This is a genomic window from Pandoraea fibrosis (assembly GCF_000807775.2).
Classification (GTDB): Bacteria; Pseudomonadota; Gammaproteobacteria; order Burkholderiales; family Burkholderiaceae; genus Pandoraea; species Pandoraea fibrosis.
The window spans coordinates 2589605-2613917 of the sequence record NZ_CP047385.1 but is presented as its reverse complement, the minus strand read 5'-3'; the positions used below and the strand labels follow the sequence as shown (position 1 = coordinate 2613917).

Sequence of the window (24313 nt, the reverse complement as noted above, 5' to 3'; positions counted from 1 at the left end):
AAACCTATTTTATCGATAATAATGGTATTTACCGATGGAATTGAACGCCTCGGGCGACCACTATGCAGGCATCAGGAGGCCTTACATGAAAACAGAGCACCTTCGCTTCATCGATTTGTCGGTCGCGTTAGAGAACGACGTCCCCGCCGATCCGCCGGGTTTGCGCCCGACGATCACCTATACCGATCACCGCAAAGGCGCGCAGCAGATTGCATCGATGTTTCCCGGCTTGTCACCCGAGCAGTTGCCTGACGGCGAAGGCTGGGCCGTCGAGGACATCAAGTTGCACACGCACGCCGGCACCCACATGGACGCGCCTGTGCACTACGCGTCGACGATGAATGGCGGCGAGCGAGCCATCGGTATCGACGAAATTCCCCTCGACTGGTGTATGGCGCCGGGCGTGAAGCTGGACTTCCGCCGCTTCCCGGACGGCTATGTCGCCACGGCAGACGACGTTGCGCAGGAACTCGCGCGCATCGAACACACGCTCAAGCCTCGCGACATCGTGCTCGTGAACACAGCCGCCGCGGTGGCCTACGGCACGCCCGCCTACATCGACTCCGGCTGCGGCATGGGCCGCGAAGCCACGCTTTACCTGCTCTCGCGCGGTGTGCGGGTAGTCGGCACCGATGGCTGGAGTTGGGACGCCCCCTTCTCCCATACCCGAGCGCGATTTCTGCGTGAGGGTGATCCGTCGATCATCTGGGAAGGCCACAAGGCGGGACGCGACATCGGTTACGGACAGCTTGAAAAACTGACCAACCTGCACTTGCTGCCTGCGCACGGATTCACGGTCTGCTGTTTCCCATACAAGATCAAAGGCGCATCGGCAGGCTTCACCCGCGCGGTCGCCATTCTCGACGAGGCACCCACCGCATGAAACTCGCCACATTCACCCGCCCCGGCAAGACACCCGTCATCGGCATCGTGTTGCCAGATCTGCAACAGGTCATCGATCTTCAGGCCGCGCATGTGGCCACGCGCGGCGAGCCGCTGCCGGCCTTCATCGATATGCTCGCGCTCATGCGTGCTGGCGATGTCGCACTCGACAGGGCAGCGGACATCCAACAAGCCGTCAGCGGCGACGAGCCCTTTGTCCATCCGTTCTCCACCATTCGGTTTTTGGCCCCGGTGCCGGTTCCGGAGCAAATTCGCGACTTCTCGACCTTCGACTTGCATATGCAGCAGGCCGGCGCAGCGATGGCGAAGCTGCGCGCACATCGCAAAGGCGAATTCGGTACGCCGCTCCCTCGCGCACAGGACATTGCGCTGCCGAGCGTTTATTTCGACCAGCCGATCTATTACAAGGCCAATCGCTTCAACGTTGTGGGCGCCGACCACGTTGTGCGCTGGCCGCGCAAAACCGTGCGGCTCGATTACGAAGCGGAGTTCGGCGTGTTCATCGGGAAGTCCGGACGCGATATCTCGGCGCGCCAGGCACGCGACCATATTTTCGGTTTCACGATCTTCAACGACTTTTCGGCGCGTGACCTTCAGGAGCACGAGATGGAAGCCCCGTTCGGCCCCGCAAAGGGGAAAGACTTCGATACCGGTAACGCCATGGGCCCGTGGATTGTCACGGCCGACGAGATCCCCGATCCATATGACCTAAGTATCGCCGTCCGCGTGAACGGTCAGGAGTGGTCGCGCGGTTCGACCCGCGACATGCGCCATAGCTTCGAAATCATGATCGAACACGTCTCTCGTGACGAGACATTGCACGTCGGCGAATTCCTCGGCTCGGGCACCGTCGGGAATGGATGTGGACTCGAACTCGACCGGTGGATTCAAAGCGGCGACGACATCGAGATCGAAGTGGAGAAAATCGGCGTACTGCGCAACCGCGTGCTCCACCCGACGGACTGAGCGATCAAAGCGGCGAACCATCCGCTCTGCCGGGCGAAGGATCTTACAGCACGGCAGCGCGCTCACTTGCATCAAACAGCTAACAACAATTGGAGACACTTCATGGACAAACGCTGGAAAGTCCTCTGGGTTTTATGTCTTTGCGTGTTTCAGTTCACGCTCAACTGGTTCTGCGTCGTCCCGGCATTTCCGTCGATTGCCCGTGAATGGGGGTTGTCGATTCCCGCGGTCGCAGGTCTAATCGCCGCTTTCGTCGGTGGCTACGGCGTGTTCCACCTTCCGGCCGGCTGGCTTTCCGCACACATCGGCATGCGTCGTGCACTGTTCGTCGGCATTGCCATCGAAGCGCTGGGGACGATGGCGAGCGCATCAACCGATAGCTATGCGACAGCCATCGCCCTGCGCGCCGTGGCAGGAGCGGGCGGCGCATGTTGTCTAGGGGCGGCCGTGGGACTCGTCAGCGCATGGTTTCGCGAGCGCGAACTGTCCCTCGCCATTGGCATGACCACAGGCGTGGCGTTTGCCGTCGGCGCGGCCACCGGCCTCTTTCTCTGGTCTTACGTGATCGGTGCCTTCGGCTGGCGCGTTGCATTTGTCGCCAGCGGTCTGGTCGGTCTGGCGGTGTTGGTCGTTGCCGCAGTGTCGTCGCTGGAACCGCCAAGCGAAGGCGCGTCGACCGCCGGTCATCATCTGAGTCTGGATAGCATCAAACGCGTGCTGGTCAGCCGCCCGATGTGGCTCTGGGGCGCCAGCATCATTGGCTCGTATGGTGCGTTCTTCACCACCGCGCAGTTTCTGCCGATCTACGTCGAACATGCCCTGCGTCTCACGCCCGCCGAAGGGGGGCGCATCAGCGCGATTCTATTGCTCAGCGGCATTCCTGCGGCGCTATTCGGCGGCTGGATCACCGACCGCTTCGGGAAAATTCGCGCTCTGATCTGCGGCGCGTTCGTGCTCAGCGGCCTGGTGATGATCGCGTTGCCGTTGTTCTCCGCCGACGAAATGCACTTCGCGGCGCTCGCGATCGGACTCGTTACGATGATCGGTCTGACACCATGGTTCAGCCTGCCGGCGATGTATCGCGACAGCATCGCGCTGCCCGACGTGCCCGCCGCATCCGGTCTGATGCTCTCCATTGCCGCCGTCGGTGGATTTCTCGTACCGCTCGGCTTCGGCTTCATCGTCAGCCACTACGGCTTTGGGTTGGGATGGCAGTTCCTCGGCGCAGTTTCCATCGTCTTCACCGCCTTCGGTCTGATTGCTCCGGTACCGCATCGAACGGCCTCCACCTCCGCGATGCAACAGTCCGGCGCTCTGTAACTCACCAGGAACCCATCACTCGATAGGCAAGGAGGTCTCGCGAATTCCGGTAGTACGCATTAATAAATTAGTACAACTAAAAAAATTCTCTGGAGATGATCATGAAGTCACGGTATCTGCGCGCGATCTCGCTCGCCGCTCTCCCTTGCGCGCTCATCGGCACACCGGCCCTTGCGCAATCGAATCTGAATTTGTATGGACAAGTCGATCTTTGGGGCGGTACGCAACGCGCCATCGGTGGCATGCGCGCCGGCGTCGTGCAAAGCGGCGGTATGTCGACGTCGTACTGGGGCATGAAAGGCAGTGAAGACCTTGGTGACGGCATGAAAGCCGTCTTCGCGCTGGAGAGCTTCTTTCAGCCGCAAAACGGCACGATTGGCCGCTACCCCGGCGACGTCTTCTTTTCCCGCAATGCCTATGTCGGCGTCGAATCGCCGTATGGCCGGCTCACGATCGGGCGTCAGAGCAGCAACCTGTTTCTGTCGACGATCATGTTCAACCCGTTCAAGGACTCCTTCGTCTTCTCGCCGATGGTCCTCCATACGTATCTCGGTCAGGGCGGCCAAGGCGTGATTGGCGATACCGGCTGGAACAGCGCTGTGCAATACGTCTCCCCTTCGTTTTACGACGTGGTGGGCAAAGCGATGTACTCGCTCGGCAATACGCCGGGGCAGAACGGTGCGAAGAAGTGGAGTGCACAGTTGCTGATGCACGGGCCGCTGTCGGTGAGCGCGGTCTATCAATACACAAACTTCAGCGCGACGCCGGGCGACATTGGCAGCGCGCTGCGCGGCGCGCCTGGTCTCACGAGTCAGTACGCGGCCCAACTCGCGCTGTCTTACAACTTTGGCTTTGTGAAAGCGTTTGCGCAGTATCAGCACGTGGGCGACACGCTCGCCGGCGGCAGCTATTCGGTCAACACGGGGCAAGCTGGCGTCTCTGTGCCGCTGGGTCCGGGTGAAGTGCTCGCATCGTATGCGTACTCGAAGAGCGGAGGCCCGGGCAGCGGTGCCATCCGGCGTTCGTGGGCCATCGGCTATGACTATTCGCTGTCCAAACGCACCGATATCTATGCCGCATATCTCAACGATCAACTCTCCGGACAGTCCGGCGGCGACGCGCTGGGCGTTGGCTTGCGCGTCGCCTTTTGACAGATGGCTGCGGCAAACGGCGAGCCGCCTGTGCGGTGACTGGATGCCGAATTTTTGACCTACGACTCAGGATAATGAAATTGAACTCCCAACCTTCCGTTCATGTGGCAGCGTTGCTGTTGCGTGTCGCGCTCGGCGTGCTGTTTCTCGCCCACGCGTTTCTCAAGATTCTCGTTTTCACGCTCCCCGGCACCGTCAGCTTCTTCGGTTCGCTGGGGCTACCGCCTGCGTTGGCGTATTCGGTGCTTGCTCTCGAAGTTGCCGGGGGCGTAGCGTTGCTCGTCGGTTATCGCGTGAGCCTCGTCGCGATCCCGCTCATCGCCGACTTGCTTGGTGCAATTGTGATGGTGCATGGCAAAAACGGCTGGCTCTTCACGAGCAAGGGTGGTGGATGGGAATTTCTCGCGCTCTGGATCGTTGCACTGGTCGTGCTGGCGCTACTGGGTGACGGAAAGTGGAGCGTTATGCGAGCGCGGGCAGAGCGGACGCGCTCGCGATCGACTGCACTTGCCGCACCTGAATAGCGTGCGGACCCGACGGCACGTCGAACGTTCTCCGGTACTCGCGGCTCAGTTGCGACGGGCTGCCAAGCCGCGTCTATATGAATCACGGGAGCTATTGCTGGTTCAAACTAGAGCGCCTCATCATCGAAAAGCGGAGTCAGCTACCGGGGCCGGAAACATTCCGGGCCTCGTGGATGATTATGTCGACCTGCATAAAAGGAAGCACAAGGAGAAGGCTTGGCCGCACTACGCCGAATACATCAAATCCTCTTTCCGTGATGTCGACGTTGATCAGGCCGACCCTGCTTACGTGGTCGAATTCCTGACGAGCAACTGGAACGGAAAGCTGCAGATGCAACGTGTAGTGCGAGCGTTCCTGTCTGGCCTCTTCTCCTGGTGCCTCATCAAGCGGCACATGTCGGTAAATTCGTGCCGAGAAGTGAAGCTGAAGAAGCCGAAAGCGTGGGATGTGTACATCCCCGATGGGCACTTTATTACCATCAGAAATGCATTGGCAAAGGAGAAAGGCGGCAGGGAAATTCGGAGCGGCGAGCCTTACGGTGCCACGGCGGTTCGGAGCGCTTGGGATAGGGCTTGCGAACGCGCCGGACTTGGAAACGTCGTCTACACGATCAAGGGCATTCGAGCCAAGGCACTAACGGACGCCGAACGCGCCGGGTACACGATGGAGCAGCTCCGCATCGCGGCGGCCCACTCGGATATCAAGACGACTGAAATTTATTTGAAGCCGCGCCTGACACTGACGAGCGTTGTGCGCATGAATATGCCGAAGGCTGGATGAAATCGCAGTACTGTACGTGTACTGGATATTAGACGCCGTTAGACGGAATATCAGACAAACGAAAAACGCCCCGATGGGGCGCTCCGCAACTGCTTGTACTACAAGGGATTTTTGGTCGGAGCGATAGGATTCGAACCTACGACCCTCTGATCCCAAATCAGATGCGCTACCAGGCTGCGCTACGCTCCGACTAAAGAGGGGCGATTGTAGTGGGTTCTGCTCGCCGCGTCAAATAGTCACACGCGTCGCAGGTGCTTTCCTAGCGGCGACTGGCACAATGGGGACTCCATGGAGGTTTCGCACGCTTTCACGCCATCGCCACGAAGCCCCGCCATAGTAGGAGGTTCTCCATGTCCGAACCCGTGTCAATGAACCTGATTCTCTGGCGTCACGCCGACGCCGAAAACCTGCCTGCCCCCCTCGCCCTCAATACCCAAGCCGATCTGGCCCGCGAACTCACCGACCGTGGCCGCAAACAGGCCGACAAAGCCGCCCAATGGCTGCGCCCCCGCCTGCCCGACGACACCCTCATCCTCTCAAGCCCGGCTGTGCGCGCCGTCCAGACCGCTCAGGCGCTCACACCAACCCCGCGTATCGTGCGCGATCTCGCGCCCGGCGCAAACGCCATGACCCTGCTTGGCGCCATCGGCTGGCCCAACACGAATCAGAGCGTCGTGATCGTGGGTCACCAACCCGCCCTCGGCCAACTCGCCGCCCTGCTGCTGAGCGGTCAGGAAGCCTACTGGACGATCAAGAAGGGAGGCATCTGGTGGCTCTCCTCGCGTCGCCGCGAAGACGAAAGCCAGGTCGTCGTGCGCGCCGTCGTCAATCCCGATCTGATGTAAATGCCCCCTCTGACCTCACGGGGAATCCGGCGCTAACCCGCATGGAACGGGCTTTGAAAGGCATCCGAAGCGGGACCTGACCCATGACACCGCGCGTTTTGTCATAGAATTGTCGCCTACCGTTCACGGAATCGACATTGATGCTTTTTAAAGTACGTCGCAACGCGACCGTCAAAAAAAGGGCCTTTATGCGCGACCTGCCGAACCCCACCATGCCGCTCTCTTCGCTGACCCCTACGTCTCGGAGGCGTCTTCCTCGCCCTGAAACGCCTGTCAAACCGAATCTGGCTGTGGCGTGGGCACGCGACGAAAGCGAGCTTCGGGAAGCCCAACGCCTGAGATATCAGGTCTTCGCAGAGGAAATGGGTGCGTCGGTCAAGGGCCCCGCAGGTCTGGACGTCGACGAATACGACCAGTATTGCGATCACCTGATCGTGCGCGATCAGGACTCGCTCAAGGTCGTCGGCACCTATCGTGTATTGCCCCCGTCTCAGGCCAAACGCCTTGGCCGCCTGTACTCCGAAGGGGAATTCGACCTCTCGCGCCTCGAGCATCTGCGCCCGAAGATGCTCGAGACCGGCCGCTCGTGCGTGCACGCGGAATACCGTAACGGCGCCGTCATCATGGCGCTCTGGAGCGGTCTGGCCGAGTACATGCTGCGCAATGGCCTGGAGACGATGCTCGGTTGCGCCAGCGTACCGATGGCCGACGGTGGTCACTATGCCGCCAGCCTCTATCGCAAGCTGCAAGATACCGCCATGGCCCCGTCGGAATACCACGCCGTGCCGCGCATCGCCTTGCCGGTCGACGAACTGCAATCGACGCTCGACGTCGAGCCGCCCGCACTGGTCAAGGGCTACCTGCGCCTCGGCGCCCGCATCTGTGGCGCACCGGCCTGGGACCCCGACTTCAATACCGCCGACTTCCTTACGCTGTTCCGCCTCGCCGACATGAATCCGCGCTACGCGCGCCATTTCCTCGGCCCGGAACTCGTGAACAAGCTAAAACAAGCCTGACAGGCAATCCCCCCAGTATTTCGTCCTCCGAACGAGGACAAAAAAAGCCCGGCAGATGCCGGGCTTTTCATTTCGCGGTTGCGGCTTCTGCTCCCACCCCGTCACCGCGGTCGAGTTGAAAGACGATGCCGTCGCAATACGTCAGGCGTACACGACCTTGTAACGCATGCCGATCTTCTCCCACTCCTGCGCTTCGCGTTGCAGGCTGTAATCGGTGAGCGGATTGGCATCGATCCAGACACGCGGCACCGAGACCTGAAAGCCATCGTCGAGACGCTCTACCTCAATGCTGTCCGGCAGTGCATCGGTGCGGCGACGACAGAACAACACCGCCAGCCGCAGACAGAAGAGCAACTGCCAATCGACCTGCTGCGCCTGTGATGCGAGCTTGCCCAGCTTCCCCACGTGCCCGAGCAACAACTCCGCCAGTCGCGCCTGATCGGGACGCGAAAAACCCGGCATATCCGCGTTGCTGCCGATATAAGCCGAATGCTTGTGATACGCGCTGTGCGAAATCGACAGGCCCATCTCATGCAGCGACGATGCCCAGTTGAGCAACGCCTCGCCCTCCTCGCGGCCATCGTCCTGGGCATCTTCGTCGCCCTCGGCGGCATCGACCGGCAACTGACGGTACAGCGAAATCGCCAGATTCCCGACACGTTCAGCCTGCGCACGGTCCACCCCGTAACGCCGCACGAACTGCTCCACCGTCACGGCGCGCATATCCTGATGCTGCGTTCGCCCCAGCAGGTCGTACATCACACCGAGACGCAGCGCGGCGTCGGTCGTCTCCATATGATCGACTTCGAGTTCGTTGAAGACAGAGAGCATGATGGACAGACCGCCAGGCAGCACCGGAATACGGTCCTGCTTGAGCCCTGCGAGCTTGAGACGATTGGCGTTCTCGGCCTTGATGAGCGCTCGCTTGAGCCGCTCAAGACCGCCCCGCGTGAGACCGTGCACGCCACCGTCGTTGAAGCCGTTGGCTTCAAGCAGTTCGGCCAACGCGCGTGCCGTGCCCGACGAGCCGATGGCCTGCGACCAGCCGGCATCGCGAAACGCCGCCGAAATGATCTGAATTTCACGGCGAGCAGCCAATTCGGCCTGCTTCATCGCGTATTCGTCGACATTACCGCTGGGGAAAAAGAGACGGCTGTGACTGACGCAGCCAATATATAAGCTCTCCATAATCAGCGGCTCGTAATCTTGCCCGATAATGAACTCCGTCGAGCCGCCGCCAATGTCCACCACCAGCCGGTTGCCGGGGCACGTGGGCACCGAGTGCGCCGCGCCGGCATAAATCAGACGCGCCTCTTCCCGCCCGGCGATCACTTCGATGGGAAACCCGAGCGCGCGTTGTGCTTCACCGAGAAAGTCCTGCGCGTTCTTTGCGACACGCAGTGTATTCGTGGCGACTGCGCGCACCTGATCGGGATGAAACCCGCGCAGGCGCTCCCCGAAACGCTTGAGCACCTCCCAGCCGCGCTGCTGCGACGGATGGTCCAGGTACTTCTCCGCGTTCAGGCCAGCCGCAAGCCGGACCGGCTCGCGCAGTGCATCGACCTGATAGATCTGCGTACCGGCGGACGTCTCCTCCACACGGCCGATGATCAGGCGAAAACTGTTCGAGCCGAGATCGACGGCCGCAAGCAAGGGCGATGGGGTACTCATGTGAGGATGCGCCTGAGCGAAGAGTGCCGGAGTGCACGATGCTTCACCTTAGAAGCATGACGTCCACTCGACAAATAAATGACGAATAAGTTACAAATCGAATATGACACGTCGTTGACAAATGTGAATGTCATATAACTGTAACAATACGGATGAAGAATTCACGCCAATCCCATGTCTTTCGCACGTCGACTATGAATTACCCGCTGCTCAATCGCGAGCTGGGCATCCTTGCGTTTAACGAACGTGTGCTTGCCCAGGCGGCCGATCCGGCCACGCCACTATTAGAGCGTCTGCGCTTCGTCTGTATCGTGAGTAGCAATATGGATGAATTCTTCGAGATCCGCGTCGCCGGACTGAAGGAGCAAATGCGCGAGAATCCGGGCATGCTCACGCCCGACGGCATGACGTTTCAGCAAGTTTACACGCAAGTGTGCGCCCGGGCACAAGCGCTCGTCGAAAAGCAGTACGCCATGTTCGACAGCATCCTGCCCCTGCTGGAAGCCGAGGGCATCGCGTTTCACCCCTCCGGCCAGTGGAACGACGCCCAGGTCGAGTGGGCCCGCGACTACTTCCTGCGCGAACTCGTACCGGTGCTCACGCCCATCGGGCTCGATCCCGCTCACCCGTTCCCCCGCGTACTCAACAAGAGCCTGAACTTCGCCGTCGAACTCGAAGGCAAGGACGCCTTCGGCCGCGACGCCGAACTCGCCATCGTTCAGGCACCGCGCGCCCTGCCCCGTCTCGTGCCCATGCCCGCGGCGCTCGCCCCCTTGCCGAACAGCTTCGTGCTGCTCAGCTCGCTTATGCTGCGCTTTGCCAGCGAACTGTTCCCGGGACTGACCGCCAAGGGCTGCCACCAGTTTCGTGTCACGCGAAACAGCGATCTTTTCGTCGACGAAGACGAAATCACCAACCTTCGTACCGCGCTGCAAGGCGAACTCCCGGCCCGCCATCTCGGCGACGCCGTCCGCCTCGAAGTCGATGCCGGCGCCCCGGCACGCCTGGTGCGGCGCCTTCAGACCGAGTGCGGCCTGTCCGACTCGGACTGCTACCGCGTGAAAGGTCCGGTCAATCTCGTGCGCCTGATGCCGTTGCCGGAGATGGTCGACCGCCCCGACCTGAAGTTCGTACCGTTCGTGCCTGCGCTGCCCAAGCGCATGAGCGCGTCGCCCGCGATTTTCGATCTCATCGATCAGGGCGATTTGCTGCTGCATCACCCCTACGACAGCTTCCAGCCCGTGCTCGAACTATTGTTGCAGGCCGCACGCGATCCCGATGTCGTGGCGATCAAGCAAACGATCTATCGCACCGGCAACGAATCCTCGCTGATGGATGCCCTCATGGAAGCGGCGCGCAACGGCAAGGAAGTCACGGTGGTGGTGGAATTGCTGGCGCGCTTCGACGAGCAGACGAACATCAACTGGGCCGCCCGCCTCGAGGCCGTCGGTGCTCACGTCGTGTACGGCGTGGTCGGCCACAAGTGCCATGCGAAGATGCTGCTGGTGGTGCGACGCACCCGTCAGGGCAAGAAGACGTTCCTCAAGCGTTACGTTCACCTTGGCACCGGCAACTATCACCCGCGCACTGCCCGCCTGTACACCGACTTCGGCCTGATGACGGCCGACGAGGCCCTGTGTGCCGATGTGCACGTCGTCTTCCAGCAATTGACCGGCATCGGCCGTCAGACACATCTGCACGCATTGTGGCAGTCGCCGTTCACCATGCATTCGCATCTGCTCGAGGCGATCCGTCGCGAGACGGAAGCGGCGGCCTCAGGCAAGAAGGCGCGCATCATCGCGAAAATGAATGCGTTGCTCGAGCCAACGATCATTGCCGAGTTGTACAAGGCGTCGCGCGCCGGCGTGAAGATCGATCTGATCGTGCGCGGTGTGTGCGCATTGCGCGCCGGCGTATCGGGACTGTCGGAGAACATTACCGTCCGCTCGATCGTGGGGCGCTTTCTCGAACACCATCGCATCTATTACTTCTACGCGAACGGCGACGAGCAAGTCATGCTTTCCAGCGCCGACTGGATGGAACGCAACTTCTTCCGCCGCGTGGAAGTGGCGTTCCCGGTGCGCGACAAGCGCCTGAAGGCCCGCGTGATTCGAGAAGGGCTGATGGTTCACCTGCGCGACAACACGGCCGCCTGGCTGATGCGCTCGGACGGCAGCTACGTGCGGCGCAAACCCGGTAAAACGCCGTTCAACAGTCAGATGGCCCTGATGCAGGAAGTGGCACAGCACATGCAGACCGGCAACTGAGCGGCCGGAGGCACAGGCCGGACGAGCAGGAAATCTCGTCCGGCTTGCCCATCTATTCGTTCGCCGTCACGCCGCTCGCCACCCCGATCGGTGCGCGATGCACCACACGCGTAGGCGGGAAGTGGATGGCAAACGTGCTACCTCGCCCCTCCTCGCTCGTCACCCGCAGTTCGGCCTGGTGACGCGTCAACACATGCTTGACGATCGCGAGGCCGAGACCGGTGCCGCCGGTATCGCGCGAACGGCTACGGTCGATGCGGTAGAAGCGCTCGGTGAGCCGCGGAATATGTTCGGCCGGAATGCCCAAACCGGAGTCGATCACCACGAAGCGAGCGCCGCCATCGTCCGTGGCCGCCCACTCGATCTGAATCTTGCCGCCTTGCGGCGTATAGCGCACCGCATTGCTCACGAGATTGCTGAACGCACTATGCAACTCGCCTTCGGCACCGCGCAGATCGAGTCCTTCGACCCCTCTCACCTCGATCACATGCTGCCCCTGCGAGAGCCCCTCGGCGTCGCCGCGCAGCGAGCGCATCTGCATACCCATGTCGATCCGGTCGTCTGGCGGCGGTTTGCCGCTGCCTTCGAGCTTCGCCAGGGTGAGCAGATCGTTCACGATATTCTGCATGCGTCCGGCCTGCTGACGCATGATCTCGACATAGCGCTGGATCTCGTCCGGGGACAGCGGCAGTTCACCGACCGTCTCAAGAAACCCGGAGAGCACCGTGAGCGGTGTCTTGAGTTCGTGCGAGACGTTCGCCACGAAGTCGCGGCGCATCGCGTCGGTGCGCTCCAGATCGGTCACATCGAGCGAGATGATGAGCTTGCGGTTGTCTCCATAGGGGAACACCTGCGTGGAGAGCACGTTGTTGCGCTTCTCACCCATGTGATGCATGAGCAGCGCTTCGTCGTAACGCTCCGAGGACAGGTAGTGCACAAAGGCCGGTGTGCGCAGAAGATGGGTGATCTGTTGACGCAGGTCTCGCTTGGCATCGATGCCGAAGTGCACCTCGGCGATCGCATTGCACCATTCGATCTGATTCTGCTCGTCGAGCATGATCACGCCGTTGGGCGATGCCTGGATCGCCTGAATGAAACGCGCGTGCTGTTGTTCCACCTGCTTGACCTGGTTATGCCAGCGTTTGGCCAGTTTGTGCAGCCGATAGTAGATTTCGCCCCACAGCCCGAGTGCGCTCGGCACTTCGCCGTAGACCGGGGCGTCGAGCAGACGCCAGAGGCGCTGGGCATGGTAGACGTTGAAACAAAGCTGCATCACCAGCAGGACAATGGCGGTGACGTAGCCTGCGCTCGCCCCAAAGAGCCAGCCAACGGCCACCGAAATGGCCGCTTGCAGGATCAGGAACGCCAGCGCACGGGCCCAGATGATATTCATAGACGATGCACAGGAGGATTGCCGCCCGCCACCCATCGGGCAGGAGCGGCATTGGCTCGGCAGGTCTCGGCCGGAGACGGAGACGAGGCGCGATGCCTCAGACCGACTTCGTCAGACGATAGCCGCTGCCGCGTACGGTCTCGATCATAGCATCGTGCCCTGCCGGCTTGAGCGCGGCGCGCAAACGCTTGATGTGCACGTCCACCGTGCGCTCCTCCACGAACACATGATCGCCCCACACCTGATCGAGCAGTTGCGAGCGGCTGTGCACGCGCTCCGGGTGCGTCATGAAGAAGTGCAACAGACGGAATTCCGTCGGCCCCAGATCGAGCTTGATGTCGCCGCTCGATTGGTGGCTCGTCACGCGATGCGTGGCCGGATCGAGCTTCAGACCGTTCACGCTGACCACGTCCTCGGTCAACTGCGGCGCACGGCGGCGCAATACCGCCTTGATGCGCGCCATCAGTTCCTTCGGCGAGAACGGCTTGGTCACGTAGTCGTCGGCGCCGATCTCGAGACCCATCACCTTGTCCTGCTCTTCGCTACGCGCGGTGAGCATGATGATCGGCACGTGCTTGGTACGCTCGTTCGCACGCAGCTCGCGCGCGAACGTCACACCGGACTTGCCCGGCAGCATCCAGTCGAGCAGCACGAGATCCGGCAGGACGTCGCTGATCAGCGTGAGCGCCTGCTCCGCGTTGTACGCCCGGATCGGGTAATGACCCGCGTGTTGCAGGTTGACGGAGATCAGCTCGGAAATCGCCGGTTCGTCTTCTACGATCAGAATGCTGCTAGGCATCGGTTCCCTCTCAAACCTTCAGTAATGTCCGGCCTTTTATTCGCCCTGCACTTTTCGCTGCAAATCTTCGCGCGAAATGTGTCGGACGTCAGTGCCTTTGACGATGTAAATGATGAACTCGGCGATGTTCTTCGCGTGATCGCCGATACGCTCGACCGCCTTGGCGATGAACAGGAAATCGAGGCCAGCCGAGATGGTGCGCGGGTCTTCCATCATGTACGTCACCAATTTTCGCACGAAGCCACGAAACTCATTGTCGATGGCCTTGTCGTCGCGAACGATTTCGGCTGCCGCCACGATGTCCAGACGCGCAAACGCGTCCAGCGTGCGACGCAGCAACTGCGCAGCCATCTCGCCCGAGAGCTTGATTTCCGCGAAGTTCACGCTTTGTGCTGCGCCGTCTTCGAGCAGATGACGGGTACGCTTGGCGATCTTCTCGGCCTCGTCGCCTGCGCGCTCGAGGTTGGTGATCGTCTTCGAGATCGAGAGCAGCAGGCGCAGATCGCGCGCGGTCGGCTGGCGGCGGGCAATGATCTTGCTGCACTCGTCGTCGATCTCGACTTCCAGGGTGTTCAGACGGTGTTCGTTGGCGATCACTTCGTCGACCAGATTGCGGTCGAACGTGTTCAGGCCCTGCATGGCCGTCACGATCTGCGATTCGACCAGGCCGCCCATTTCAAGGACGCGCGAGCAAACCTGGTTCAGGTCGGAGTCGAACTGGCTGGAAAGGTGTTTGTCGTTCATGTCGCGGGTTTCCTCGTGGGCATCAACCGAAACGGCCGGTGATGTAGTCTTCGGTCTCTTTGCGGTCCGGCTTGATAAAGATCTTTTCGGTTTCGCCGAATTCGATCAGCTCGCCCAGATACATATAGGCCGTGTAGTCCGAGCAACGTGCCGCCTGCTGCATGTTGTGCGTGACGATCACCACCGTGTAGTCGTCCTTGAGTTCCGCGATCAGTTCTTCGATGCGGCCCGTGGAAATCGGGTCGAGCGCCGAGCACGGTTCGTCGAGCAGAAGCACTTCCGGACGAATCGCGATACCGCGTGCAATGCACAGACGCTGTTGCTGACCGCCCGACAGGCCGTAGCCCGACTGTTGCAGCTTATCCTTGACTTCGCTCCACAGCGCCGCCTTGGTCAGTGCCCACTCGACGCGATCGTCCATTTCCGAGCGCGAGAGTTTTTCGAACAGGCGCACACCGAACGAGATGTTGTCGTAGATCGACATCGGGAACGGCGTCGGCTTCTGGAACACCATGCCGACCTTCGCGCGCAGCAGCGCGATGTCCTGCTTTGCGGTGAGCAGGTTTTCGCCGTCCATGTTGATCTCGCCCTCGGCGCGTTGCTCCGGATACAGGGCGTACATCTTGTTGAACGTGCGCAGCAACGTCGACTTGCCGCAACCCGACGGGCCGATGAAGGCCGTGACCTTGCGGTCCGGAATGCGCAGGTTGATGTTCTTGAGGGCGTGGTACTTGTCGTAGAAGAAGTTCAGGTTCTTGACTTCAATCTTCGAGGGCAGTTTGATTTCTTGCGTCGGATTCGTCATGTTCGTCTCAACCGTCAGGTTTGCGTCGTGTCTCAGCATGGTGTCGTTTCGCATTGCCGGTTACTTCTTGGCGAACAGCGAACGCGCCAGAATGTTCAGGAACAGCACCCCGAGGGTGATGATGAACACGCCCGCCCAAGCAAGCGCCTGCCACTCCGCAAACGGGCTCATGGCAAATTTGAAAATCGTGACCGGCAGGTTGGCCATCGGCTGGTTCAGATTCATCGACCAGAACTGATTCGACAGCGCCGTGAACAGCAGCGGCGCCGTCTCACCTGCGATACGCGCCACAGCCAGCAACACGCCCGTCACGATGCCGGCAATCGACGCCTTCAACGTAATCTTGACGATGATGCGCCACTTCGGCGTACCCAGTGCAAAGGCCGCTTCACGCAGGTTGTTCGGCACGAGCTTGAGCATGTTCTCCGTGGTGCGGATCACGATGGGGATCTGCAACAGCGCGAGCGAGATGATGCCCGCCCAGGCCGAGAAGTGCCCCATCTGCGCCACGACCAGCGCGTACACGAACAGACCGATCACGATCGACGGTGCCGAGAGCAGAATGTCGTTGATGAAACGCGTGATGCTGGCGAGCCACGACTTCTGGCCGTACTCCGCCAGATACACGCCGGCCAGAATGCCCAGCGGCGTGCCGACGAGCGTGGCCACACCGACCATCACGACACTGCCCGCAATGGCGTTGGCGAGGCCACCGCCTGCCGTGTTCGGCGGCGGCGTCATCTCGGTGAACAGCGACAGCGACAGGCCACCGATGCCCAGCGAGAGCGTGGTGTAGAGAATCCACAGCAGCCAGATCAGGCCGAAGGCCATCGCCGCGAGCGACATCGCGATCGCGAAGATGTTCTTGCGGCGGCGGTAGGCTTGCAACCGCACGCGCGTAAAGGCGTCGGTGGGCTTCACGGCGGGCGTTTCCAATTCGAGCGCTTGTTGGGTCATTTATTTACCTTCGCCCTTTTCGAGGCGCAGCAGCATGAGCTTGGACAGCGCCAGCACCACAAAGGTGATGAAGAACAGGATCAGGCCGAGTTCCATCAGGGCCGACGTATGCAGACCGGGGCCGGCTTCGGCGAACTCGTTGGCGAGTGCCGAGGTAATGCTGTTACCCGGCGAGTACAGCGAGATGTTGTCGAGCAGGTTCGTATTACCGATCACGAACGTGACGGCCATGGTCTCGCCGAGTGCGCGACCCAGACCCAGCATGACGCCGCCGATCACGCCCGTCTTCGTGAAGGGCAGCACAACGCGCCACATCACTTCCCAGGTCGTGCAACCGATGCCGTAGGCGGACTCCTTGAGCAGCACGGGCGTGACTTCGAACACGTCGCGCATGACCGAGGCAATGTACGGAATGATCATGATCGCGAGGATCACGCCGGCGGGGAGAATACCGATGCCGAGCGGCGGGCCCTGGAACAACGCACCGATGATCGGCACATTGCCGAGCAGCGCGCCCAGCGGCTTCTGGAAGTACTGGCTGAAGATCGGGGCGAAGACCAGCAGGCCCCACATCCCGTAGACGATACTCGGGATGGCGGCGAGCAGCTCGATGGCCGTGCCGAGCGGGCGGCGCAGCCACACGGGCGAGAGTTCAGTCAGAAACAGGGCAATGCCGAAGCTCACCGGCACCGCAATGATGAGGGCGATCACGGATGTGATGATCGTGCCGTAAATGGGCACGAGGGCGCCGAATTGTTCTGCGGGAGGATCCCAGTCCTTCGTCCACAGGAAGGCGAAGCCAAACTTCTGAATCGACGGCAGTGCGCTGATGATCAGCGACACGATGATGCCACCGAGCAGGAGCAACGTGACGAGAGCGGCGCCGCGAGTCAGCATCGCGAAGAGAAAGTCGCCAACGGAAGACGGAGCGCGCTGCGCGCCCGGTGTTGCGAGGGGGCTGGTGGCTTCTGCCATGATGTCGTCTCAGCGTGAGCGCGCCGCCAGCCGTTGCCAGATCAGAGTTCGGGCGTCGGAACAGGCGGCGCGGATATTGCCGTTTTTGAGGTGTCGGGCAACGCAGCGATGCATTGCCCGGTACCTGCAAGGCGCTTTAGATGCCAGCCTTGTTGGCCGAATCGGCAACCTTCGCCTTCCAGCCAGCGCGGATCTGCTTCAGAACATCTTCCGGCAGCGGGATGTAGTCCAGTTCCTTGGCGGTGTTCACACCATTCTTGAACGACCAGTCGAAGAACTTGAGCACGTCGGCGCTTTGCGCTTCCTTGCCGGCGTCAGCCTTCTGGTGCACGAGCACGAAGGTGGCCGCCACGATCGGCCACGACTTGTCGCCCTTCTCGTTCGTCAGGATCTGGTAGAACGTCTTCGACCATTCGGCCTTGGCAGCGGCAGCAGCGAACGTTTCAGCGGTCGGCTCGACAGCCTTGCCTTCCGCGTTGGTCAGCGCCGTGTACGTCAGCTTGTTCTGCTTGGCGTAGGCCGATTCGACATAGCCGATGGCACCCGGCAGACGTTGCACGAAAGCGGCGACGCCGTCGTTGCCCTTACCACCCGTACCCGTCGGCCAGTTGACCGTGGTGCCTTCGCCAACCTTGCTCTTCCATTCGGCGTTGACCTTCGAGAGGTAGTTCGTGAACACGAAGCTCGTGCCCGAACCGTCGGCGCGACGGACCACGGCGATGTCGGTATCCGGCAGCTTGACCTTCGGGTTCAGCTTGGCGATGGCCGGGTCGTTCCACTTCTTGATCTTGCCCAGGTAGATATCGCCCAGCAGTTCGCCCGACAGCACCAACTCGCCCGGCTTCACGCCCGGCACGTTGATCACCGGCACGATGCCGCCGACCACCGTCGGGAATTGGAACAGGCCCTGCTTGGCCAACTCTTCATCCGTCAGCGGGGCGTCCGAACCGGCGAAATCGACGGTCTTGGCCTGAATTTGCTTGATACCGCCCGACGAACCGATGCCTTGGTAGTTGACTTTGTTGGAGGTCGACTTTTGATAAGCGTCGGCCCACTTGGTGTAGATCGGAGCGGCAAACGTGCTGCCTGCGCCCGTAATCTCGCCCGCAATCGCGCCAGCGGCGAACAAAACGCCAGCCAGGCCGGCAATCGCAGTCTTCATCAGCTTCATGGATCTCTCCGAGTTGGTGTGGTACAGCGTGTGGATGGCTCGAAGAATAGATTCCGAATGTGACAGTAATGTGTCATTTCAGAAAGCTCACAATATTCGTGTCACGAAGCCGCCTCGGAATCGTCATATTGCATGCGCTTGCCGGCAGCCGAACCGATTCCTCCAGATCCTTTACTGGCGGGGGTTTCGGAGCATTCCCAAGGAATTTTAGCGGCTCAATATGGCCGTTCGGTACGCATGTCAGCGCCGTGACAGGGCAGCAAAGGTGTCGGAAATGCTCCGACAACGCTGAGCAGCGATGTCACAAATGCGAATGGACAGCGACGGTCATTCCCATGATGGGAAGCTAGGGGGCGAGCAGAAATGGGGGGAAGACGCGCGGCGACAATGCCGTGAGAATGTTCGCCATCCGAGGCCGGATTCGGAACGTTGCGCGCTGAGGAAGCGTTTGCGGGCCGGACACGCAAAGTGACGGCCCGCATACGTCAAAGACCGATCATGCCGCTGTTTTGACGACGTTCGCCAGTTGTTGTGCGAAAGAGGTAGCCTGCGATTCCTCGCGCGCCTCAACCATCACACGCAGCACCGGCTCGGTTCCCGAGGCGCGGATAAGCACGCGTCCCGTGTTTCCCAGCTTGGCTTCGATGGCGTCGCGCTCGGCGGCCAGACGGCTATCGTTCTGCCAGTCGTACCCCGCCGGGGTGCGCACGTTGATCATGTGCTGCGGGAAGAGACGCACGCCGTCGAGCAATTTCGCGAGCGGCTTGTTGTTCGCACGGCGAATGGCGGCGAGCACCTGCAAGGCCGAGACAATGCCGTCGCCCGTGGTGTGCTTGTCCAGACACAGGATGTGGCCGGAGCCTTCCGCGCCGATCTGCCAACCGTGCTTATACAGTTGTTCGAGCACGTAGCGGTCACCGACCTTGGCGCGCACGAACGGCACGCCCAGGTCCTTGAGCGCGACTTCCACCGCCATGTTGGTCATCAGCGTGCCCACAGCGCCTGCGACACCGCCGTTGTCCAGCCGGTCCTTGACCAGCAGATACAGCAGTTCGTCGCCGTTGTAGAGACGCCCCGCCCCATCGACGATCTGCAGGCGATCGGCGTCACCATCGAGCGCCACGCCGAGATCCGCGTGATTCGCCCGCACGGCGCGCATCAGGGCGTCAGGGGCCGTCGCACCGCAATCTTCATTGATATTGAAACCGTTCGGCTGGTTGCCGATGGCAATGACTTCCGCGCCCAGTTCATGGAACACATGCGGGGCAATGTGATACGCCGCGCCGTTGGCACAGTCGACCACGATCTTCATGCCGCGCAGGTCGAAATCGTTCGGGAATGTGCTCTTGCAGAACTCGATATAGCGGCCCGCTGCGTCATCCAGACGACGCGCCTTGCCAAGCTGCTCGGAGCGCACGCACGTCATGGGATTGTCGAGCTCGGCTTCGATCTCCAGTTCGGTCTGGTCCGGGAGCTTGTTGCCGTCGGCCGAGAAGAACTTGATGCCGTTGTCGTGGTACGGGTTATGCGACGCGCTGATCACCACCCCGGCGGCCAGACGCAATGCCCGCGTGAGATACGCCACCGCCGGCGTCGGCATCGGGCCTGCCAGCATGGTATCGACGCCCGCTGCGGCGAAACCGGCTTCCAGCGCGGCTTCCAGCATGTAACCCGAGACGCGCGTGTCCTTGCCGATCAGTACGGTCGGGCGTCCCGTCGTCTGATTCCCGGCGAGGGCGCGACCGGCCGCGTAACCGAGCCGCAGCACGAACTCCGGCGTGATCGGGCTCTCGCCCACCGTACCGCGAATCCCATCAGTCCCAAAATAGCGTCGTTTCATCGTTGCATCGTTCCCATTTGATACGTCGCGCCGGTTGACGGTCCGAACGCGCGCGTCTTTCTGCGCTTTGAATACTCGTTATTGGCCAGTTGTCGCTCGCGCACGCCATTCTGCCCGGCGTGCGTCCCCGCATGGTCCCCACCCGGATTGGGAGGGCTCCGTGGTTTGTCGGCGCCGTTGGCCGCGGCGTCACTCGGCGTCGCGCACGGCTTGCCAGACCTTGAGGGCATCGACCGTCTCGGCGACATCGTGCACACGGACGATGGCCGCCCCCTGCTGCGCGGCGCACATCGCGGCGGCAACGCTTGCCACCTGCCGCTCCTGCGGCGACTGACGCCCTGTGATTTCGCCAAGCATCCGCTTTCGCGACATGCCAACGAGCAACGGCAGATCATCGCGCGAGAGCACTTTCAGATGTTTTAGCAAGGCGAGATTATGCGCGAGATTCTTGCCGAAGCCGAATCCCGGGTCCAGATACAGACGCGAAGGCGCAACGCCCGCAGAAAGCATGGCGTCGACACGGCCATCGAGGAAAGCCGCCACTTCTGTGACGACATCGGTGTAGATCGGTGCATCCTGCATCGTCTTGGGATCGTGCAGCATGTGCATGATGCACAGCGCAGCCTCGCTGTCGCGCACCGCGTCGATAGCACCGGGCTGCTGGAATCCCCAGATGTCGTTGATCATGTCCGCGCCGGCGGCAAGCACCGCGCGCATGACACCTGGCTTATAGGTATCGATCGAAAGCGGTACGCCGCAATCGCGCAACGCTTCGACAATCGGCACCACACGCTCGAGTTCGGCATCTTCCGGCAGCGCTTCGGCTCCCGGGCGCGTCGACTCGCCGCCAATGTCGAGAATGTCGGCACCATCGGCGATCAACTGTTCGGCGTGGCGCAGTGCGGCGTCGCGGGCGATGAACTTGCCGCCGTCGGAAAACGAATCCGGGGTCACGTTCAGAATGCCCATGACATGGACCCGCCGTGCGTCGAGCCGGAAACGTGGCCCGAATGCCAGCGAGTCGGGTTTGACTGCGGTATCGGATACGACGCCTGACGCCACGATGTCGCCGGCATCGGAAGGCGTAGCGGGGATGGGGTGCGACTGCTCGGAGGACATTCGAAAAGCTCGTAGCTCAGTAGTAGGACAGCGGAGACAGCGATTGCAGCCCGTTCGCCGGGAAGGGCCTGCGCGCCCGGAGGTACCGAGCGCTGCGTATGGCCGTAATGTTACCGGAATCGCCCGTCGGATCGACGCCGGAAACACTCCGTAACACCGAATTCCGGCACGTCCTGACGCAGTGACGGGGGAGTTCCGGATACGGCACGGGCCTCCTCCCCCTTCCTTGTGCGCCGGAACCACCTGCCCAGAATGCAAAAAGGCCGGCGAGAGGCCGGCCTTTTCGGGATGGCAGTGCTTTCGCCCGCCTTGGTGTGCGCTTAGACGGTCGCCGGGGTGCTGCTAGGCTTGAGCGGCGGATTACCCCCCGACGCACCACCGTTCTGCGAACCGTTCTTCGGCGGACGCGGCGGACGACCCTCCATGATGTCGCCAATCTGGTCGCCGTCGATCGTTTCCCATTCCATCAGGGCAGACGTCATCGACTCGACCTTGTCGCGGTTGTCTTCCAGCAGCTTTCTCGCCAGCGCGTATTGCTCGTCCAGAATGCGGCGAACTTCAGCGTCAACCTTCTGCTGGGTGGCTTCCGACACCGATTTGGCGGACATCCGGCCGAACATCGAGTCCTGCTCCGTGTCGACGTAGACCATCGGGCCCAGTGCGTCCGACATGCCGTAGCGGGTAACCATGTCGCGAGCCAGCTTGGTAGCCCGCTCGAAGTCGTTGGAAGCGCCCGTCGACATCTTGTTGATGAACACTTCCTCTGCCGCGCGGCCGCCGAACAGAATGGCGATCTGCGTGAGCATCGTGTCGCGATACTCCGAGTACTTGTCGTGCTCCGGCAACTGCATCGTCAGGCCCAATGCCCAACCGCGCGGAATGATCGTTACCTTGTGGACCGGATCGGCTTCCGGCAGCAGCATCGCCACCACCGCATGGCCCGACTCGTGGTATGCCGTCGCACGGCGTTCCTCGTCGCGCATCACGGCCGACTTGCGCTCCGGACCCATGAAGATCTTGTCCTTGGCGTCTTCGAAGTCGAGCATTTCGACGATGCGCTTGTTACGGCGCGCCGCGAACAGTGCAGCTTCGTTCACCAGATTTGCCAGATCGGCACCCGACATGCCCGGCGTACCGCGTGCGATGACCGAAGCATCGACGTCGTTCGAGATCGGCACCTTGCGCAGGTGCACCTTCAGGATTTGCTCGCGACCACGGATGTCCGGCAGACCGACGTAGACCTGACGGTCGAAACGGCCCGGACGCAGCAGCGCCTTGTCGAGCACGTCCGAACGGTTGGTCGCGGCGATCACGATCACGCCCGAGTTGGCTTCGAAGCCGTCCATCTCGACGAGCATCTGGTTCAGCGTCTGCTCGCGCTCGTCGTTACCGCCGCCCATACCGGCGCCACGATGACGGCCGACCGCGTCGATTTCGTCGATGAACACGATACAGGGCGACTGCTTCTTCGCGTTTTCGAACATGTCGCGAACACGGGCAGCGCCCACGCCGACGAACATTTCCACGAAGTCCGAACCCGAAATGCTGAAGAACGGCACCTTGGCTTCGCCAGCGATAGCACGGGCCAGCAGCGTCTTACCGGTTCCCGGCGGGCCGACGAGCAGCACGCCACGCGGAATGCGCCCGCCCAGCTTCTGGAATTTCTGAGGATCTTTCAGGAAGTCGACCAGTTCGCCGACTTCGTACTTGGCTTCGTCGCAGCCTGCCACGTCGGCAAACGTGACGGGATTGGCATTTTCATCGATGAGACGCGCACGGGATTTACCGAAGGAGAAGGCACCGCCCTTACCCCCGCCCTGCATCTGCCGCATCATGTAGAACCAGAAGCCGATGATCAGCAACGTAGGTCCGAGGTAGTAGAGCGCGGTCATGAGCACGTTGGGTTCTTCGTCGGCCTTACCCGAGACCTGAACGCCGTACTTCATGAGATCGCCCACCATCCAGATGTCGCCAGGCGACACGATGGAGTATTTCTGGCCGTCGCTTGGCGTCACCTGAAGATTACGCCCCTGCACCACCACATTCTTGATCTTGCCGTTCTTGGCATCGTCCATGAACTGGGAGTACGTCACGCCCTCCTGGACATGCGGCTTGTCGAACTGTTTAAACACAGTAAACAAGACCAGCGCGATGACTAACCACACCGCCGCTTTGGAAAACATATTATTGTTCAAAGCGTTGCTCCTTCATGAAATCGCTTCGCGCCAGGAATTCATTCTAATCCACTCGCAGGCGCACCGCCATAGTGATTCTTTACCGCCACCATAGCGCCAGTGCGCCGGTTTGACGGGCATCAACCCGGATTTTTCAGACCGCGACCGAGAATGAACGTTTCGGAAGATTTGTCCCGTGACGCCTTGGGCTTACGTGGCGCCACTGTTTTGAACTGGTGTTTGAATTTTTCGACAATCTGGCTATAGCCGCTGCCGTGAAAACATTTGACCAGTAACGCCCCTTCAGGTTTCAGGTGTCGCTGAGCAAAATCCAGCGCAAGATCGCATAAATGCTCGATCCGCGCCGCATCGGCCGACGCCACACCCGACAAGTTGGGGGCCATATCGGAAACTACAAGGTCGACTTTACGGCCGGCCACGATTTCTTCCAGTTGCTCGAGCACGCTATCCTCCCGGAAGTCGCCCTGCAGGAAGTGGACGTCGGCAATCGGGTCCATCGGCAGGATATCCAGCGCAATGATCGTGCCATCGATACCGCCCTCGGAGCGTTTGCCGCCCGCGAGCTTGTTACGCGCGTACTGACTCCAGCTCCCGGGCGTCGAGCCCAGGTCGACAATGACCTGCCCCGGCTTGATCAGCCGGTCCTGCTCGTCGATCTCCTTGAGTTTGTACGCCGCGCGGGCCCGATAGCCCTCGCGCTGCGCCATTTTGACGTAGGGATCGTTGATGTGATCGTGCAGCCACGCGTGGCTGAAACGGTTTTTTGCCATAATTCTTCAAAAACGCTGCGAATTTGCAGGATAATACGCCCTTGCGCGCCCAAAATCCGTTTGCCAGCCAGCAGTTACTGCAGGCGTTGCGGCCACCGCTT

General features: G+C 61.2%; 21 protein-coding genes and 1 tRNA gene. 9 read left to right on the top strand and 13 right to left on the bottom strand.

Going from position 1 to position 24313, the window contains the following annotated elements; all coding sequences use genetic code 11:
- The first annotated feature begins 85 nt into the window (after window positions 1–85).
- The 6 genes from PI93_RS11645 to PI93_RS11620 all read left to right on the top strand — a co-directional run bounded on the left by PI93_RS11645 (window position 86) and on the right by PI93_RS11620 (window position 5645).
- A complete protein-coding gene (locus PI93_RS11645) occupies window positions 86–883 on the top strand; it encodes a cyclase family protein (RefSeq protein ID WP_039368883.1) in 798 nt (265 codons plus the stop codon).
- Window positions 880–1869, top strand: coding sequence for a fumarylacetoacetate hydrolase family protein (locus PI93_RS11640; protein WP_039368886.1), 990 nt, complete (start codon window positions 880–882; stop codon window positions 1867–1869). Before PI93_RS11645 ends, PI93_RS11640 begins: the two co-directional genes overlap by 4 nt.
- Before the next feature lie 102 nt (window positions 1870–1971).
- Window positions 1972–3189, top strand: coding sequence for an MFS transporter (locus PI93_RS11635; protein WP_039368889.1), 1218 nt, complete (start codon window positions 1972–1974; stop codon window positions 3187–3189).
- Between the two features lie 101 nt (window positions 3190–3290).
- Window positions 3291–4340 (top strand): porin, encoded by a 1050-nt coding sequence (locus PI93_RS11630; protein ID WP_039368892.1) that lies wholly within the window; start codon window positions 3291–3293, stop codon window positions 4338–4340.
- Window positions 4341–4414: 74 nt separating this feature from the next.
- Complete coding sequence (locus PI93_RS11625) at window positions 4415–4864, top strand: DoxX family protein (RefSeq protein ID WP_052240578.1); 450 nt, start codon at window positions 4415–4417, stop codon at window positions 4862–4864.
- Window positions 4865–5033: 169 nt separating this feature from the next.
- Entirely contained in the window at window positions 5034–5645 is a 612-nt protein-coding gene (locus tag PI93_RS11620; protein ID WP_039368894.1) for a site-specific integrase, read from the top strand.
- 112 nt (window positions 5646–5757) lie between these two features.
- Here PI93_RS11620 and PI93_RS11615 read toward each other — a convergent pair.
- A tRNA-Pro gene (locus tag PI93_RS11615) sits at window positions 5758–5834 on the bottom strand.
- Between the two features lie 179 nt (window positions 5835–6013).
- Between PI93_RS11615 and PI93_RS11610 the strand changes: the two genes are divergently transcribed.
- Both PI93_RS11610 and PI93_RS11605 read left to right on the top strand, forming a co-directional pair.
- Window positions 6014–6490 (top strand): SixA phosphatase family protein, encoded by a 477-nt coding sequence (locus tag PI93_RS11610; protein WP_039369071.1) that lies wholly within the window; start codon window positions 6014–6016, stop codon window positions 6488–6490.
- Between the two features lie 188 nt (window positions 6491–6678).
- Window positions 6679–7506: a GNAT family N-acetyltransferase gene (locus PI93_RS11605; RefSeq protein WP_039368897.1), complete on the top strand. Its 828-nt coding sequence runs from the start codon at window positions 6679–6681 to the stop codon at window positions 7504–7506.
- Between the two features lie 141 nt (window positions 7507–7647).
- On the opposite strand, the gene ppx is transcribed toward PI93_RS11605, so the two are convergent.
- Entirely contained in the window at window positions 7648–9177 is a 1530-nt protein-coding gene (gene ppx / locus PI93_RS11600; RefSeq protein ID WP_039368900.1) for an exopolyphosphatase, read from the bottom strand.
- 152 nt (window positions 9178–9329) lie between these two features.
- On the opposite strand from ppx, the gene ppk1 reads away from it, so the two are divergent.
- Window positions 9330–11444, top strand: a complete 2115-nt coding sequence (ppk1, locus tag PI93_RS11595) for a polyphosphate kinase 1 (RefSeq protein WP_052240579.1) — start codon at window positions 9330–9332, stop codon at window positions 11442–11444.
- A 52-nt stretch (window positions 11445–11496) separates the two neighbouring features.
- Here ppk1 and phoR read toward each other — a convergent pair whose 3' ends face one another.
- The 11 genes from phoR to PI93_RS11540 form a co-directional block, all read right to left on the bottom strand.
- Entirely contained in the window at window positions 11497–12837 is a 1341-nt protein-coding gene (gene phoR, locus PI93_RS11590; RefSeq protein ID WP_039368907.1) for a phosphate regulon sensor histidine kinase PhoR, read from the bottom strand.
- A 97-nt stretch (window positions 12838–12934) separates the two neighbouring features.
- Window positions 12935–13636, bottom strand: a complete 702-nt coding sequence (phoB, locus tag PI93_RS11585) for a phosphate regulon transcriptional regulator PhoB (protein WP_010805263.1) — start codon at window positions 13634–13636, stop codon at window positions 12935–12937.
- A gap of 36 nt (window positions 13637–13672) precedes the next feature.
- The gene (gene phoU / locus PI93_RS11580) at window positions 13673–14380 is read right to left on the bottom strand and encodes a phosphate signaling complex protein PhoU (RefSeq protein WP_039368915.1); all 708 of its coding nucleotides are present in this window, start codon (window positions 14378–14380) and stop codon (window positions 13673–13675) included.
- A gap of 22 nt (window positions 14381–14402) precedes the next feature.
- Window positions 14403–15185, bottom strand: coding sequence for a phosphate ABC transporter ATP-binding protein PstB (pstB, locus tag PI93_RS11575; RefSeq protein ID WP_039368919.1), 783 nt, complete (start codon window positions 15183–15185; stop codon window positions 14403–14405).
- Between the two features lie 60 nt (window positions 15186–15245).
- Window positions 15246–16142 (bottom strand): phosphate ABC transporter permease PstA, encoded by an 897-nt coding sequence (pstA, locus tag PI93_RS11570; protein WP_039368922.1) that lies wholly within the window; start codon window positions 16140–16142, stop codon window positions 15246–15248.
- Complete coding sequence (pstC, locus tag PI93_RS11565; RefSeq protein WP_039368924.1) at window positions 16143–17117, bottom strand: phosphate ABC transporter permease PstC; 975 nt, start codon at window positions 17115–17117, stop codon at window positions 16143–16145.
- A gap of 136 nt (window positions 17118–17253) precedes the next feature.
- The gene (gene pstS / locus PI93_RS11560; protein WP_039368927.1) at window positions 17254–18288 is read right to left on the bottom strand and encodes a phosphate ABC transporter substrate-binding protein PstS; all 1035 of its coding nucleotides are present in this window, start codon (window positions 18286–18288) and stop codon (window positions 17254–17256) included.
- A gap of 496 nt (window positions 18289–18784) precedes the next feature.
- Window positions 18785–20128, bottom strand: coding sequence for a phosphoglucosamine mutase (glmM, locus tag PI93_RS11555; protein WP_039368929.1), 1344 nt, complete (start codon window positions 20126–20128; stop codon window positions 18785–18787).
- Window positions 20129–20317: 189 nt separating this feature from the next.
- Window positions 20318–21097 (bottom strand): dihydropteroate synthase, encoded by a 780-nt coding sequence (gene folP, locus PI93_RS11550; RefSeq protein WP_236105871.1) that lies wholly within the window; start codon window positions 21095–21097, stop codon window positions 20318–20320.
- 470 nt (window positions 21098–21567) lie between these two features.
- Entirely contained in the window at window positions 21568–23442 is a 1875-nt protein-coding gene (ftsH, locus tag PI93_RS11545) for an ATP-dependent zinc metalloprotease FtsH (RefSeq protein WP_039368931.1), read from the bottom strand.
- Between the two features lie 119 nt (window positions 23443–23561).
- Entirely contained in the window at window positions 23562–24212 is a 651-nt protein-coding gene (locus PI93_RS11540; RefSeq protein WP_039368932.1) for an RlmE family RNA methyltransferase, read from the bottom strand.
- Between the last annotated feature and the right edge of the window lie 101 nt (window positions 24213–24313).